Raw genomic sequence first — 14843 nt, forward strand, 5'->3', positions numbered from 1 at the left:
CTTGTTAGAATAACTTCGTAATAAAACTTAACAATTTTGTAATAAATGATTCTCAGGAGGTTATTATATGAAAAACAGGATGATACAGATCATACGGACACTCGGAGGAGCCGCAGCGCTCTCATTGCTTCTGGCAGTACCGGTATTTGCCGATGGTACGGATACGGGGGCGATACAGCAGACAGAGGCTTCGGAGGAAAGCGTATGGGATACACGTGCAGTTGCCAACGTGATCTCATGTGCCAACATCAGAAGCGAGGGAACAATCGAATCGGCGCGCGTGGGAATCCTGCCGTCGGGAGCCATGGCCGACGTAGTAGAAAAAGGAGAATCCTGGACACGGATTTCTTCAGGCGGCATTGAAGGCTACATAAGAAATGATCTCCTTGCCTTTGGTGAGGAGGCAAGGGCGATCTACGAAGCGCTCTATGGAAGCTCCGTTGCGGCTGCGCTTCCTGCAAATGATGGCGCTGATCATGCCGGCAGCCAGACTATGGAGGACGCATCGGCTGGTTCTGAAGAGACGTCAGAGGAAACTGTGACGGACGAAACAGCTTCTGAAGAGACAGTATCGGAGGAGACAGCTCAGGCAGAGACTCCTCAGGAAGAGGCGGTGCCGGAAGTTGAGGCGCAGCCAGTACCGGAGGAACAGCCGGCTCCTGAAGAGGAGGAGGCAGAGGAAGCTGCAGAAGTCGGGGTATCCGGCGGGGAACTTGATCTGCTTGCAGCTATTATCCAGTGTGAGGCCGGCGGTGAGAGTCACGAGGGAAAAGTGGCAGTGGGAGCAGTTATTATGAACCGTATCCAGAGCAGTGATTTCCCGAACAGCATCAGCGACGTCGTTTATCAGAGCGGACAGTTTTCACCGGTTGCAAGCGGAAAGTTGTCATCCGTTCTTCAGGAGGGGGCGAGAAGTGACTGTTACGCCGCTGCGCAGGAGGCGCTGAACGGTGTCAATCCGGTAGGAAACAGCCTGTACTTCAACAGCGGAAGCGGCAGGGGTATTCAGATAGGAAATCAGCATTTTTATTAATCACTGAGCATAAAATCGGCAAATGGGAATTCGCATTTCATCATGCGGTTCCCATTGCTTTTTTTTTGGAAATAGCGTATACTTTGTAATAATAAAAAAAGGAGTGGGAAAGCGATATGGATCCGATAGTCTGGTTGATTTTACTGGTTGTTTTGATCATCATAGAAATCATTACGATGGGGCTGTCTACCATCTGGTTCGCGGGCGGAGCGCTGGTGGCATTTGTTGCGTCTCTTCTGAATGTGAACGTGGTGATTCAGGTTGTTTTATTTCTGGTGATATCCATTCTGCTGCTCGTATCCACACGTCCGGTCGCCATGCGGTATCTGAACCGCACGCGTGTCAGAACGAATGTGGAAAGCCTGATTGGCAAAAAGGCGGTGGTGACTGAGCGGATTGAAAATATCCATAGTCACGGCCAGGTACAGGTAAACGGTCTCGAATGGACGGCAAGAAGCCTGAATGATGATATAGAAATTGAAAAAGATGAAATTGTATGCATCGTCCGTGTAGATGGTGTTAAACTAATCGTAGAAAGAGAAGGAGAGAATTAAAATGGGCGGAATACTGATTTTGGTTATATTTCTAATACTGATCTTACTGGTGGTTTCATCGTGTATTAAAATCGTGCCGCAGGCCAAGGCGTACGTGCTCGAGCGCCTGGGTGCATATCAGGCGACATGGTCCACAGGTCTTCATATGAAACTGCCGTTTATCGAACGGGTGGCGAAGAAAGTGAATCTGAAAGAACAGGTCGTCGACTTCCCGCCGCAGCCGGTCATCACAAAAGATAATGTAACGATGCAGATCGATACCGTTGTATTTTTCCAGATCACAGACCCGAAGCTGTTTGCGTATGGAGTGGAAAGCCCGATCATGGCGATCGAAAACCTGACGGCTACAACTCTGCGTAATATCATCGGTGATATGGAACTGGACGAGACCCTGACTTCACGTGAGATCATCAACACAAAAATGCGCGCCGCACTGGACATCGCGACCGACCCATGGGGTATTAAGGTCAACCGTGTGGAGCTGAAGAATATCATGCCTCCGGCTGCCATCCAGGAAGCGATGGAGAAACAGATGAAGGCGGAACGTGAACGCCGTGAAGCGATCCTGATCGCTGAGGGTGAGAAAAAGTCGACCGTTCTTGTGGCAGAAGGTAAGAAAGAATCTGCGATCCTGGATGCCGAAGCTGAAAAACAGGCTGCCATCCTGAGGGCAGAGGCACAGAAAGAGAAAATGATCCGTGAGGCAGAGGGTGAGGCAGAGGCGATTCTGAAGGTGCAGCAGGCAAATGCAGACGGTATCCGGTTCCTGAAGGAAGCAGGGGCGGACGAGTCTGTTCTGACACTGAAGAGCCTGGAGGCTCTCGGCACGCTGGCAGAGGGAAATGCGACCAAGATTATCGTTCCGTCTGACATACAGGGGCTGGCAAGTCTCGCTACCTCATTGAAAGAGATTATGAAAGAGTAGGAATTCATCTCGAATTTCGTAACAGAGAGGATGCTGCAAAGGTGGTGCATCGCCGCCGCAGCACCCTCTCTCTGGTTTCATAAGGAGGGATTTTTTGGAACCTGTGATTGATTTAACAAAGGAATACGGCATTGTCCTGGAGGGCGGCGGGGCGAAAGGAGCGTATCAGATAGGCGCGTGGAAGGCCCTGAAAGAGGCCGGCGTCAGGATCAAAGGAGTCGCCGGCACCAGCGTCGGTGCGCTGAACGGCGCATTTATCTGTATGGATGACATTGAAAGGGCAGAGTATGTCTGGAAGCATATTACAAATTCCAGCGTTATGAAGGTGGATGATGAGGAAATGCGCCGCCTGATGAAGAATGAGGCAACGCTGGGCGAGGCGATGTCCATTTTTTTCAAGACATTTGGAGACGGAGGCGTGGACGTGGAGCCGCTGAAAGAACTGATCCGTACATACGTCCGCGAAGAAGATATTAAAAAATCTCCCATAGAACTGTTCATCCTGACGTTCAATGTTGATCATATGAAAGAACTGGACCTGAACCTGAAGGAGGTCGGCGAAGGAATGATGCAGGATTATCTGCTGGCCAGCGCCTACATTTTTCCGCTGTTTAAGAATGAAAAGATAGACGGCAAGCGCTTTATTGACGGCGGCGCGATCAACAATGTGCCTCTGGGTTCGCTGATCGAGCGGGATTACAAGGATATTATTGTGATTCGGATCTTCGGTATAGGAAGGGAAAAGCCTGTGAAAATCCCGGAAGACACCAATGTGGTCACGATCGCACCGAGAGTTCACCTGGGCAACATGCTGGACTTTGATGCCGAGAAGAGCCGAAGAAATATGAAAATCGGATACTACGATGCGAAAAGGGTGATCTACGGACTTGCCGGAAAGATATATTATATTGAAGATAATCATGAAGAGTGCTATTATTTAGAGCAACTGCTGGAGATTCCGCATATTTCTTACGAAGGGCTGACGGCGTCTTACCATCTGTCGCCGAAACCCAGGGATTCCCTGCGGACCCTGACGGAAGTGGTCTTTCCGGCACTGGCGCTCGAATTCAAGCTGGGGAAATACTGGACATACCGGGAACTGTATCTGGCAGTGCTGGAAGCCACGGCAAAACTGTGCAAGGTTCCGAAATACTGCATCTATACGGTGGAAGAGTTAAAGGAGAAGGTCATTCAGAGACTTCGGATGCTGGGCAAAGAAGATAAAGAGATGATGCCGGCATTCATACGTTTCCTTGACAGAGACATAGAGGAGGAGAATTACAATGGCAAATGAACAAAAGAGACAGCAGATGACAGAAAAGTTTTCTACGGGGAAGGGGCTTGTGGGCAGGAACTTCCTGACGCTCAAAGACTTTTCAAAAAAAGAGATTGAATACTTCCTTGACCTTGCCGCAAGGCTCAAGACATATAAAAAGCAGGGGCAGTCCGTGCGTTTTTATGAAGGAAAGAATATTGCGCTGATTTTTGAAAAGACAAGTACCAGAACGCGCTGTTCCTTTGAGGTGGCAGCACACGATCTCGGGATGGGAGTCACTTATCTCGACCCTTCCGGATCACAGATCGGAAAGAAGGAGAGTATCGCGGATACCGCGCGGGTTCTGGGGCGTATGTATGAAGGAATCGAATACCGGGGCTTTGGACAGGATATCGTGGAAGAACTGGGCAGACATGCGGGCGTTCCCGTGTGGAACGGACTGACCAATGAATATCATCCCACACAGATGCTGGCGGATCTTCTGACCATCAGAGAACATCTGGGACGCCTGGAGGGCGTGAGACTGGTTTATATGGGAGATGCCCGCTACAACATGGGGAATTCTCTGATGATTGCCTGCGCGAAGATGGGCATGCATTTCACGGCTTGTACGGCGAAAGAATATTTCCCGAATCCCGAGCTGGTAGCGCAGTGTGAAGAATACGCAAAAGAAAGCGGGGCTACGATCAGCCTGACCGAGGATGTTGAGAGCGGAGTCAGGGATGCCGATGTGATCTACACCGACGTATGGGTATCGATGGGGGAACCCGAGGAAGTGTGGGAAGAGAGAATTCATGCACTGAAACCATATCAGGTCAATAAACATGTGATGGAGCTGGCAGCAAAAGAGGCGATTTTCATGCACTGCCTGCCGGCGTTCCACGATCTGAAGACGACGATCGGAAAACAGGTTTTTGAAAAATACGGTCTCACAGAACTGGAAGTGACAGATGAAGTCTTTGAATCACCCCGGTCTGTCGTGTTTGATGAGGCGGAGAACCGCATGCATACGATCAAGGCGGTGATCGTGGCAACACTCGGAGAATAATATGAAATCAGAGATCTTAAAGGTGCTCAGGCAGAGCGATACGCATGTGTCCGGCCAGGAATTGTGTGAGCGGCTGGGAGTGTCCAGAACTGCAGTCTGGAAGAATATCCGGCAGCTTCAGGAGGAAGGCTATCAGATAGAAGCGGTCAGAAACAAAGGCTATCGTATGATAGAGGCTCCTGTGGACGTGTTTAATGCCAGTGAGATCAAAAGCCGGCTGGAGGCGAGCAGCCTGATTCAGAAGGTGCTTTATACGGAAGAGACCGACTCTACCAATACCTGGGCAAAGCGGCTGGCGGAGGAGGGAAGCCCCTCGGGAACACTGGCTGTGGCTGAACGCCAGACACAGGGAAAGGGCCGGAGGGGGAAAGTGTGGAGTTCACCTGAGGGCACATCGGTATATATGACACTGCTGCTGCGGCCGGAAATTCTTCCGCAGTATGCGGCGCCGCTGACACTTGTGATGGGGCTCTCTGTTGCCCAGGCATTATCGGAGACTCTGGGACTGCCGGCCGGGATCAAGTGGCCGAATGACGTCGTGGTTTCCGGGAAAAAGATCTGCGGTATTTTAACAGAGATGAATGCACAGATAGATTATGTGGAATATCTGGTGATCGGAACGGGAATCAATGTCAACACTCAGGAATTTCCCGATGAGATCAAAGAGGTGGCAACTTCGGCGGCGGTTCAGCTTGGACATATCGTATCAAGAGCGGAACTTGCTGCCGCTGTGATACGCTGTTTCGAAAAAAATTATGAGATTTACCTCGAAAGCTGCAGCCTGAAAGGACTGCTGGAGGACTACCGGGAAAAAATGATCAATGTAGACCGTGAGGTTAAGGTGATGGGACCGGGTGAAGTGTTTGAAGGTGTGGCGAAGGGCATTAATCCGGCGGGCGAACTTCTGGTCGAACGGCCAAACGGCAGTGTCACAGCGGTATCAGGCGGTGAAGTGTCGGTGAGGGGAATTTACGGATACGTATAAAACCGAAGGAGGAATTGGCGTGGGTTCAGAGGATGTGGTGCTCTGCGGAGCGAGCGCCTACGAACAGAAATATTATTTTAATGAAGACTTTCAGTCTCTGCCGGAAGATATCAAAAATGAGCTTCATATTCTGTGTGTTCTTTATACGGAGGATATCGGCGGCATACTGCTGCTGACGTTTGATGAAAACGGGGCATTGAACTTTAAAGTGGAATCTGCCAAGGGAGATGCCATGTTTGATGAGATCGGCAGCGCATTGAAGATCAAAGAGATTCAAAGAACGAAACAGGAACTGCTGGAATCACTGGAGACATACTACCGGGTATTCTTCCTGGGAGAGGATTGGGACGACAGCCATGGCACTGCAGATAGGTAAACTGATCATTGAAAATCCACTGGTCCTGGCCCCGATGGCAGGTGTGACGGACCTGCCATTTCGTCTGCTCTGCAAGGAGCAGGGGGCGGGACTTCTCTGTACAGAAATGATCAGCGCCAAAGCCATCATGTATAAAAATAAGAATACGAAAGCATTGATGGAGATCAATCCGAAAGAGCGGCCGGTGTCGCTGCAGCTGTTTGGTTCGGATCCGTCAGTGATGGGGCTGATCGCGAAGCAGATCGAAGACCAACCGTTCGATATTCTGGATATCAATATGGGCTGTCCGGTCCCCAAGGTGGTAAATAACGGGGAGGGATCAGCGCTGATGAAGGATCCCGGCAGGGTCAGGGAGATTGTCTCAGCCGTGGTTAAAGCGGTGAAAAAACCGGTTACGGTCAAAATACGCAAAGGGTTTGACGAGGCTCATGTGAATGCGGTCGACATTGCCAGGATTATAGAGGACTGCGGGGCGGCGGCTATCGCGGTACACGGGCGGACACGCGAGCAGTATTATTCCGGAAATGCTGACTGGGATATCATACGCCGGGTGAAGGAGGCGGTATCCATTCCGGTTATCGGCAACGGTGATGTGAGAGACGCCGAGAGTGCGGGGAGACTTGTACGTGAGACCGGCTGCGACGGCATTATGATCGGCAGGGCTGCGAGGGGAAATCCGTGGATCTTCCGGCAGGTCGGCGGATTTCTCAGAGACGGAAGTGTCATACCCGGACCATCGAAAGAGGAAGTGCGCGACATGATCCTTAGGCATGCCAGACTTCAGATTGAAGTGAAGGGCGAGTATACGGGGATGCGGGAGATGAGAAAACACGTCGCCTGGTATACGGCAGGGTTTCCGCACTCCGCCAGACTGCGCGGGATGGTCAATGAAATATCGGCGTATGACGAGCTGGAAGATATGCTGATGAATAAGTTTTAACGGATTGTAAAATATATACAGGTATGCTGCTGTGTGCAGTTTCATATACTAAAAAATAAAACTTCAAATTCTTGACATTTACAGGGTATTCTTATATAATACTATGATTGTTAAGATGGTAATGAAAGGGTGCAGGAAAATGGAAGAAAAGAAAAACATATTAACATATGCGGGGTTGAAAAAGTTAGAGGACGAGCTTCATGATCTGAAAGTGGTAAAGCGTAAAGAAGTAGCCGGCAAGATCAAGGAGGCGAGAGAGCAGGGAGACCTGTCTGAAAATGCAGAGTACGATGCAGCGAAAGATGAGCAGAGGGACATCGAAGCCCGCATCGAAGAAATTGAGAAGATTCTCAAGAATGCGGAAGTTGTCGTCGAGGATGAAGTGGACTATACAACGATCAGTGTGGGTTGTAAAGTAACTGTTCATGATATGGAGTATGACGAGGATATGCAGTTCCAGATCGTAGGTTCTACAGAAGCGAACAGCCTTCAGGGAAAGATCTCAAATGAATCACCGGTTGGAAAAGCACTCATCGGCGCAAAACAGGGTCAGATCGTAGACGTTGAACTTCCTGCTGGTATTATGCAGTATGAAGTATTAAATATTGAAAGAAATATCTAAGATAACAAGAGGGGAAAAGGTATGGCTGAACAGCAAAAGCAGGCACAGGAGCAGGATATTAACCAGTTATTAAAAGTTCGCCGGGAAAAATTACAGGCACTTCAGGAAAGTGGTAAGGATCCGTTTGAGATTACAAAATATGATGTGACACATCACAGCATGGAAATTAAAGATCAGTTTGAGGCGCTGGAAGGGAAAGAAGTTTCCGTTGCAGGCCGCGTGATGCAGAAGCGTGTTATGGGGAAAGCTTCTTTCTGCAACGTTCAGGATCTTCAGGGTACCATACAGTCCTACGTGGCGAGAGACAGCATCGGAGAAGACTCCTATAAAGATTTTAAAAAGATGGATATCGGCGATCTTGTCGGCATCAGGGGCGAAGTGTTTAAGACCAAGACGGGCGAGATTTCCATCCACGCTTCCAGTGTGACGCTGCTCTCCAAGAGCCTTCAGATTCTCCCGGAAAAATTCCATGGGCTGACCAATACGGATCTTCGCTACCGCCAGCGGTACGTGGATCTGATCATGAACCCGGAAGTAAAAGATACCTTTGTCAAACGCTCCAAAATCATCGCCAGCATCCGGAAATACCTGGCGGGGGAAGGATTCATGGAAGTGGAAACGCCGATGCTCGTGGCAAATGCAGGCGGGGCGGCTGCGCGTCCGTTTGAGACTCATTTCAACGCGCTGGATGAAGATTTAAAACTGCGCATTTCACTGGAACTCTATCTGAAGCGTCTGATCGTGGGCGGAATGGAACGCGTGTATGAGATTGGGCGGGTGTTCAGGAACGAAGGCCTGGATACGAGACATAATCCGGAATTCACACTGATGGAACTGTACCAGGCATATACAGACTATAATGGAATGATGGATCTTACAGAGAATCTGTACCGTTACGTGGCACAGGAGGTTCTGGGGACCACGACGATCACTTATAATGGAATCGAAATGGATCTCGGCAAGCCGTTTGAGCGGATCACAATGGTGGATGCCGTTAAGAAGTACGCAGGAGTTGATTTCAATGAGATTCACACCCTTGAAGAGGCGAGAGCAGCGGCGAAAGAGCATCACGTGGAATATGAGGACAGGCATAAGAAGGGTGATATCTTAAGCCTCTTCTTTGAAGAATTTGCAGAAGAACACCTGGTTCAGCCGACATTTGTCATGGATCACCCGATCGAGATCTCCCCGCTCACCAAGAAAAAACCGGAGAATCCGGAATACGTGGAGCGTTTCGAATTCTTTATGAACGGCTGGGAGATGGCGAACGCCTATTCCGAGCTTAATGATCCGATCGACCAGAAGGAACGTTTCAAAGCACAGGAAGAGCTTCTGGCACAGGGCGATGAGGAAGCCAACACGACAGATGAAGACTTCCTGAATGCACTGATGGTCGGAATGCCTCCGACCGGCGGTATCGGCTTCGGTATCGACCGTATGGTAATGCTGCTGACGGACTCAGCAGCGATCAGGGATGTTTTGCTGTTTCCGACAATGAAGCCCATCGACAAATAAACCCAGTAAAATCAAGGGTTTCCGGCTCATTAAATCCGAGTTGACAACAAATTGACAACGATTTTTCGTATCAATACGAAGAATTACGACGCAGAATGAATAGTTGACGGCTGAAACGCAATACAGCACGTATCGTTGAGAGAACACTTTTTGAAAGAAATTTCAAAGGTGTTCTCTTTTTTTCGTTTGGTGCAACTCTCTGTCGAGCAACAAATCGGATGGAGGATTTAATTTATGATTAATGACAGGACGAAAGCCTATTATGATTTGAAAAAACGAAATGATGTGCGAGAAAGTGCAAAGAGGCTGCGCAGGCAGTTCCTCCGGTATAAGGATGCAGAAATCGTTTATAGTATTACGCACAAGAAGCTGTTGGAACTCGCTGGTAAAGCAGGAGCTATATATCGAATGGATGGAACCGTTCTGATTAACCGGGATATTTTCGATGAATATCTGGAACAGTTTCATGAACCGAGTACCTTGGCTTCACAGGAGGATAAAGAATGAGTGGGAATCTATGGATGTTTTCGGATATGCTGGACGATGAGGATGCGAAGATGATGCAGCATGAATTCGTCACCTATTATGAGGGCGCTGATTATTACGGACTGGGTCTGAAAGTCTTTACAAGGTTGGCCCATGAAGCAGGTGCGGTGTATAAGATTGGAAAGCGGGTTTTAATACGGCGAGATATTTTTGAAGAGTATCTCAGAATATTGCGACGCAAAGAGGATACATCCGAGATGGATGAAAACATGAAAAGTGAGGATAATGATATGAGACAAGGAGCATTAACATTAGATGCCCAGACTGGGCGAATGGATATCCGATTTGATCTGGAGAATTATTACGGGGGGCTTCAATGTGGGGAGAGGCTGGATATTCTGATCAATGGAGAATGGGTACCAACCAGAATTGAAATGGGAGATGGCTGGTATCTGTCTGGAATCAAGACGGACAACCTTGAAGGTCTGATTGTAAGAATTTAATAGCAACTTATCGCCGGGCGGTTTCTTATTTTAGGGAGCCGCCCTATTTTTATGCCCATTTTTAAGGAAGGAGGGTACCTGAGTGAAATGTCTGAGGAAATACCAGTGGGTAAAGCTGCCCAGAAATCGTCTGCCTGAGGGCAAGGGAGTCATGGGTGCATGGGCGCGTTTAGCGTCCCGTGCGGCATTCCGCAAGGGACAAGCCCTCTACTGTGGGCATATCAACGCTGTAAGCCCCGGAATGTGGTCAGGAGGTGTCGTAGGGTTAAAGAGCATCCTCGGCCTAAAAAGCCGTCAGAAGGCTCTGGAAGTGCTTCAGACGATGGCTGACTTAGGTTATGTGCAGTATACGCTTGACTCTAAAACGAAAAAGCTGACATATCAAATTACAGATTGGGTAGTGAAATGTTCCGGAAAGGAATGTATGCAGGGTGCTGTTTATGCCACAGAAGGCTATGGTTTTCTATGCCTTCCGCGTAATATTACAGAACATCTTGCGGAGAAGCGATATATCTTTGAGGAATCGGACGCATGGATGGATCTCTGGTGCCATTCCGTATGGGAAGATCCGAACAATGCGTTTTCTTTTATGGCTCCGACCGTTCAGTATGGGAAATACGGGGCTTTACTGACATTGGAAACCTTGGGACAGCGCTGGGGCTGGGAAAAGACAAAGGTATGGAGATTCATGAAAAAGCATGGGGATGTCTTTGCTCTATACCGTCTTCCTGGTTCTTATGGCTGTCTCATTTTTAATAAACTGTATCCGACAGGATCAGAGGTTTCGATTCCAAACCAGGAGAAGATTCAACGTATTCTTTATGAAATACGCATGTGTGGTGCAAATACGCATAAGACAGGTTCAGACCATGAGCATATGAACAAGCTCATTACATGGTATAGCCGCAGACTGGCCCAGAGCAGCACTCCGGAGACGGCCATGCAGCCTGAAAACCGCGTTGCACTTTCGGCCCCTATAATACGCGCGTATCTTTCTCCGTGTAGGAATTGTAAGAATTGTGGATATGACTGCCAAGATAAAGGTTATATAACACAGGCAGTGATTGAAACGAGTAAAATCCGCGGGCCATGTGAGCCGGTGGATATCACAAAAATAGCAAAGGAGTATTTTACATATGAGCAAGCAGGATGAAAAAAAGCTGTATGAACAGCAGGAAAACAGGATATTGGCGCAGTCAGACGCATTTATTTCCCTTCTTACAAAGCGAGGGATTCTTGGTGATCAAAAAATTGATGATGAGAAGGTGCGTGCTGCCCAGAAGGAGAAAAAGCGGAATGCTTATCACAATACCCAGATGCTCCTCAAAAATTACAGGAAAATGGTCTGGGTGTTCAGCTGTTACCCGGAGGAGATTTTGCAGGAACTGGAGGCTCCGTTTGAGAATTTTGACCGAATGGTGGACAGGCTGGATCTGGAGATGGCCATTGGGAACAAAAGGATGGAGAGCCGTCTGGAAGCTGCGGCAAGATCGAGATTGCTGCTGGATCGGTTTAACGAGGCAATGGCGGTTCTCCGTAAGGAACCGACACGGGGTGAGAAGCTGTATCAGCTGATCTATACAGCCTATCTGGCGCCGGAAAAGCTGAAGCTGGAGGAGATACTGTTCCGGCTGGATTTATCACAGAGGCATTACTACAGGCTTCGTGAGCAGGCAATCTCAATTCTTTCCATTCGTCTGTGGTCAGCGCCCAGCGAGGATGTGGATGTATGGCTGGAGCTGCTGACGCTTTTTGAACATTTGGAATGACAATTTCGGGGTAAACAAAATGGCATAAAAATGGCATATGTTCCGCCGATGACAGGGGAATAAAGCCGTGCTATACTTGTATCATCCCAAACTGGGAGTGGGCAGACAAAGATGCCGTTTCTGAAGCTGAAAGCGCTTTTAGAAGCGGCATTTTTTATTGCCTAAAATCAAAGAAGGAGGTACTCGGCATGGTTAAACAAATCAAAAGAGGCGGAGGGCGCATGAAGACAGCCTACTGGTCGCTGGTTGGCATGGCATCTGCAATGCTGATCTCGCTGCAGCCTGTCATGGCGGACACAATCTGGAACCGATTTTCGACGATCATGAAGGATGTATACGGCCAGCTGGTGGGTATCAGCACCATTGTGGCGGTAACAGCAGCGGCCATTGCGCTGATTGTCAGGATGATTTCCAGAAACCAGCGCGCAGTCGATGAGGCAACGAGCTGGCTCAAACGAATTGTAGTGACGTGGATTGTCCTCAATTCTCTGGGGTTCGTTGTTGCCTATCTGCAGCCTCTCATTGCTGGCGGCAACTACACAGGTTAACCAGAAAAGAAAAAGCAGATGGAGGAGGTGATAATAGATGCTTGATTGGATTTTTGAAGGAATCGTAACGTGGATCAGCAGCATTGTCTCGCAGATGATGGATGCGGTGTCCGGTTTGTTCCTTCAGGCACTGGGGACAGATATGACAGCAATGGAAGAATATTTCCCTTTTGTATCTAAGGCATTTACGGTCATGCAGTACACGGCATGGGCAATTCTGTTCCTTGTAACGGTATGGCAGCTTTTTCGTGTTTTTGGAGGGCCAATCACGGAGGCAGAAAATCCGTGGGTGCTTTTGGCAAGAGGTTCGATTTTTGCCTTACTGATTGGCTATGCAAAGCCGATTTTTATGATTGTGCTGGATATCGCCCGAGCGCCATATACGGCTTTGATGGAGATTACCATGTCGGCAGAGGATTTTACCTTTGTGGGTGTGGAACAGGCGCTGTCCAATGGTTTGACAACGATTGTAGCCATTGTATCGGTGGTAGGGCTGCTTCTCCTCATCATTCTGGAGATTGCCCTTGGATGGAATTATTTTCGGCTGTTGCTGGAAACCGTTGAACGCTATATTGTGGTTGGCGTACTCTGCTACACTTCCCCTCTGGCTTTTTCTATGGGTGCTTCCAAGACAACAGTGCCGGTTTTCAAGAGCTGGTGCCGTATGGTGGGATCACAGCTTTTGCTGCTGGTGATGAATGTATGGTTCCTCAGGGGCTTTAACAGCTCTATGGGGCAGTATATCGGAAATGGCGGTGCGCTTTCCACAGGTCAGGGCAGTATTTTTCTCTGGCTGTTCTGTGCGCTGGCATTTTTGAAGACGGCACAGAAGTTTGACAGTTACCTGGCGGCCATGGGGCTGAATGTGGCCCAGACCGGTTCCAGCATGGGTATGGAGCTTTTGATGGCAGCGCGGGTGATCAGCGGTGTTGGAGGTGGTGTGAAAAACGCTGGCAGTGTGTTCCATAGCGCAAGCACTGCAACTGGAACGGGTGCAGCCGCAAGCGGATTTGCTTCCGGGTTCGCATCACGCTTTAAGCCAAATTCCTTTGTCCGTGACGCAGTTGTAGATGGCGGAAGCCGTATGGGTGCCGGTGGCAGCATCGGTTTTGTCGGTCGTGCCTTTGGCGGCATAGCGGCACGTAATGGCGCTACTCTTACAGGAGACTCCATTTCTTCTGTAGCTTCAAGAAATCCCGGTGTTTCCGGGACAATTGCCGGGGAGATAGCAGACCGCAGCCTTGCGGGCTATATGCCTCAGTTGCAGGGCCAGCAGTTGAAAGACACCCAGATTACAGGTGGTCAGATCAGTACAACTTCAATTGGTGCAGATGGAAAGAGCACAGCGCTTGAAATGTATAACACATCACAGTTTGAGAAACCAGATGCACCACATTCCGTGGTTACAGCTTCCGATGGAAGCCAGTGGTACCAGATGGCAAGCGGAGCCGGGGCAGGTGCATTTTATGATGCGCCGGCATTTATGGGAAGCCCGTCAGAAGCGGCACAGGTTGCAGCGGCTTTTCCCGATGCTTCCGAGGGAACAACCCTCAGGACGGTTGGCGATGGCGTGATCGAGGCAAGCTCCGATTCTGGCAATACCATGTGGTACAACAGTGCCTACTATGATGAGCCGGATGCACCGCATACGATTATGCAGTCGGCAAACGGTGTAGACTGGTATGCTATGCAGCAGCACGCTGAAGCGCCTGCATTTGAGCAGGGCGAGGCAGCTTTTGCCTATAACCAGGCGCAGTTCCAGCAGTTTATGCCGGGATATGAACAGCAGGTATCCTCTGTGGATGGATCCGGGCGTAAGGATGGCCATTTTGAGGTCCGCCATGAAAATGGATCCGGAACCATGTTCTACGATACATCCCAGTATGCGGCTCCCCGTGGGGATTATCAGGTGTTTGAAGATGCCCGTGGAGGCCAGTGGTATGCGATTCGCGGCGAAGCCGCCGTGGAACGCAAGCCGGTGTACCAGGATGGCAAGCCGGTTTATGACGGTGACAGTGTACGGACAGTCTCTGTGGAAACTGTTCGGTATAAGAATACGCCATCACGCTTTGGAGAGCCAAAACCCCGCAATCATGGGGAAATTAAGCCGCCGAGGCGGAAACGGTAATACAATAGAATCCACGCTCTGCGAGGAATCTATTGTCATGAATAAGTGCAGGCAGCCGAATCAGGGAAAAATGCTGGTTCGGCTACTTTGCATATTTCATGTTGAAATAACACTGCTTTTTTACAGCAGTTTGAT

At 49.3% G+C, this 14843-nt stretch carries 16 protein-coding genes; all 16 read left to right on the top strand.

Translation table 11 applies throughout. From position 1 onward, the window contains the following. Window positions 1-67 precede the first annotated feature (67 nt). The 16 genes from NQ502_RS09750 to NQ502_RS09830 all read left to right on the top strand — a co-directional run bounded on the left by NQ502_RS09750 (window position 68) and on the right by NQ502_RS09830 (window position 14708). The gene (locus NQ502_RS09750) at window positions 68-1033 is read left to right on the top strand and encodes a cell wall hydrolase (RefSeq protein WP_028527756.1); all 966 of its coding nucleotides are present in this window, start codon (window positions 68-70) and stop codon (window positions 1031-1033) included. A 116-nt stretch (window positions 1034-1149) separates the two neighbouring features. Next, window positions 1150-1587, top strand: a complete 438-nt coding sequence (locus NQ502_RS09755) for an NfeD family protein (protein WP_028527757.1) — start codon at window positions 1150-1152, stop codon at window positions 1585-1587. Between the two features lies 1 nt (window position 1588). Continuing rightward, window positions 1589-2512 (top strand): SPFH domain-containing protein, encoded by a 924-nt coding sequence (locus tag NQ502_RS09760; RefSeq protein WP_028527758.1) that lies wholly within the window; start codon window positions 1589-1591, stop codon window positions 2510-2512. A gap of 103 nt (window positions 2513-2615) precedes the next feature. Then, window positions 2616-3806: a patatin-like phospholipase family protein gene (locus NQ502_RS09765; RefSeq protein WP_242830232.1), complete on the top strand. Its 1191-nt coding sequence runs from the start codon at window positions 2616-2618 to the stop codon at window positions 3804-3806. Further along, complete coding sequence (gene argF, locus NQ502_RS09770; protein WP_242830230.1) at window positions 3796-4836, top strand: ornithine carbamoyltransferase; 1041 nt, start codon at window positions 3796-3798, stop codon at window positions 4834-4836. Before NQ502_RS09765 ends, argF begins: the two co-directional genes overlap by 11 nt. 1 nt (window position 4837) lies before the next feature. After that, entirely contained in the window at window positions 4838-5821 is a 984-nt protein-coding gene (locus NQ502_RS09775; RefSeq protein ID WP_028527761.1) for a biotin--[acetyl-CoA-carboxylase] ligase, read from the top strand. A gap of 19 nt (window positions 5822-5840) precedes the next feature. Beyond that, complete coding sequence (locus NQ502_RS09780) at window positions 5841-6197, top strand: DUF6145 family protein (RefSeq protein ID WP_044983021.1); 357 nt, start codon at window positions 5841-5843, stop codon at window positions 6195-6197. Further along, complete coding sequence (gene dusB / locus NQ502_RS09785; RefSeq protein WP_028527763.1) at window positions 6178-7137, top strand: tRNA dihydrouridine synthase DusB; 960 nt, start codon at window positions 6178-6180, stop codon at window positions 7135-7137. The genes NQ502_RS09780 and dusB overlap by 20 nt, the downstream gene beginning before the upstream one ends. 139 nt (window positions 7138-7276) lie before the next feature. Continuing rightward, the gene (greA, locus tag NQ502_RS09790) at window positions 7277-7759 is read left to right on the top strand and encodes a transcription elongation factor GreA (RefSeq protein ID WP_028527764.1); all 483 of its coding nucleotides are present in this window, start codon (window positions 7277-7279) and stop codon (window positions 7757-7759) included. 21 nt (window positions 7760-7780) lie between these two features. After that, window positions 7781-9274, top strand: a complete 1494-nt coding sequence (gene lysS / locus NQ502_RS09795) for a lysine--tRNA ligase (RefSeq protein WP_044983022.1) — start codon at window positions 7781-7783, stop codon at window positions 9272-9274. 234 nt (window positions 9275-9508) lie between these two features. After that, on the top strand, window positions 9509-9781 hold the full coding sequence (locus NQ502_RS09800) for a DUF6462 family protein (protein WP_023043242.1): 273 nt from the start codon (window positions 9509-9511) through the stop codon (window positions 9779-9781). Continuing rightward, window positions 9778-10263 (top strand): DUF6462 family protein, encoded by a 486-nt coding sequence (locus NQ502_RS19560; RefSeq protein WP_023043241.1) that lies wholly within the window; start codon window positions 9778-9780, stop codon window positions 10261-10263. Before NQ502_RS09800 ends, NQ502_RS19560 begins: the two co-directional genes overlap by 4 nt. An 82-nt stretch (window positions 10264-10345) precedes the next feature. After that, entirely contained in the window at window positions 10346-11416 is a 1071-nt protein-coding gene (locus NQ502_RS09815; RefSeq protein ID WP_023043240.1) for a hypothetical protein, read from the top strand. Continuing rightward, window positions 11400-12032 carry a hypothetical protein gene (locus tag NQ502_RS09820; protein ID WP_016295703.1) on the top strand — a complete coding sequence of 211 codons (633 nt, stop codon included), beginning with the start codon at window positions 11400-11402 and terminating at the stop codon, window positions 12030-12032. The genes NQ502_RS09815 and NQ502_RS09820 overlap by 17 nt, the downstream gene beginning before the upstream one ends. A gap of 188 nt (window positions 12033-12220) precedes the next feature. Then, window positions 12221-12580 carry a hypothetical protein gene (locus NQ502_RS09825; RefSeq protein ID WP_016295704.1) on the top strand — a complete coding sequence of 120 codons (360 nt, stop codon included), beginning with the start codon at window positions 12221-12223 and terminating at the stop codon, window positions 12578-12580. Between the two features lie 37 nt (window positions 12581-12617). Further along, on the top strand, window positions 12618-14708 hold the full coding sequence (locus NQ502_RS09830; protein ID WP_028527765.1) for a hypothetical protein: 2091 nt from the start codon (window positions 12618-12620) through the stop codon (window positions 14706-14708). The last annotated feature ends 135 nt before the right edge of the window (window positions 14709-14843 follow it).

It is taken from the genome of Ruminococcus gauvreauii (assembly GCF_025151995.1).
GTDB lineage: Bacteria > Bacillota > Clostridia > Lachnospirales > Lachnospiraceae > Ruminococcus_G > Ruminococcus_G gauvreauii.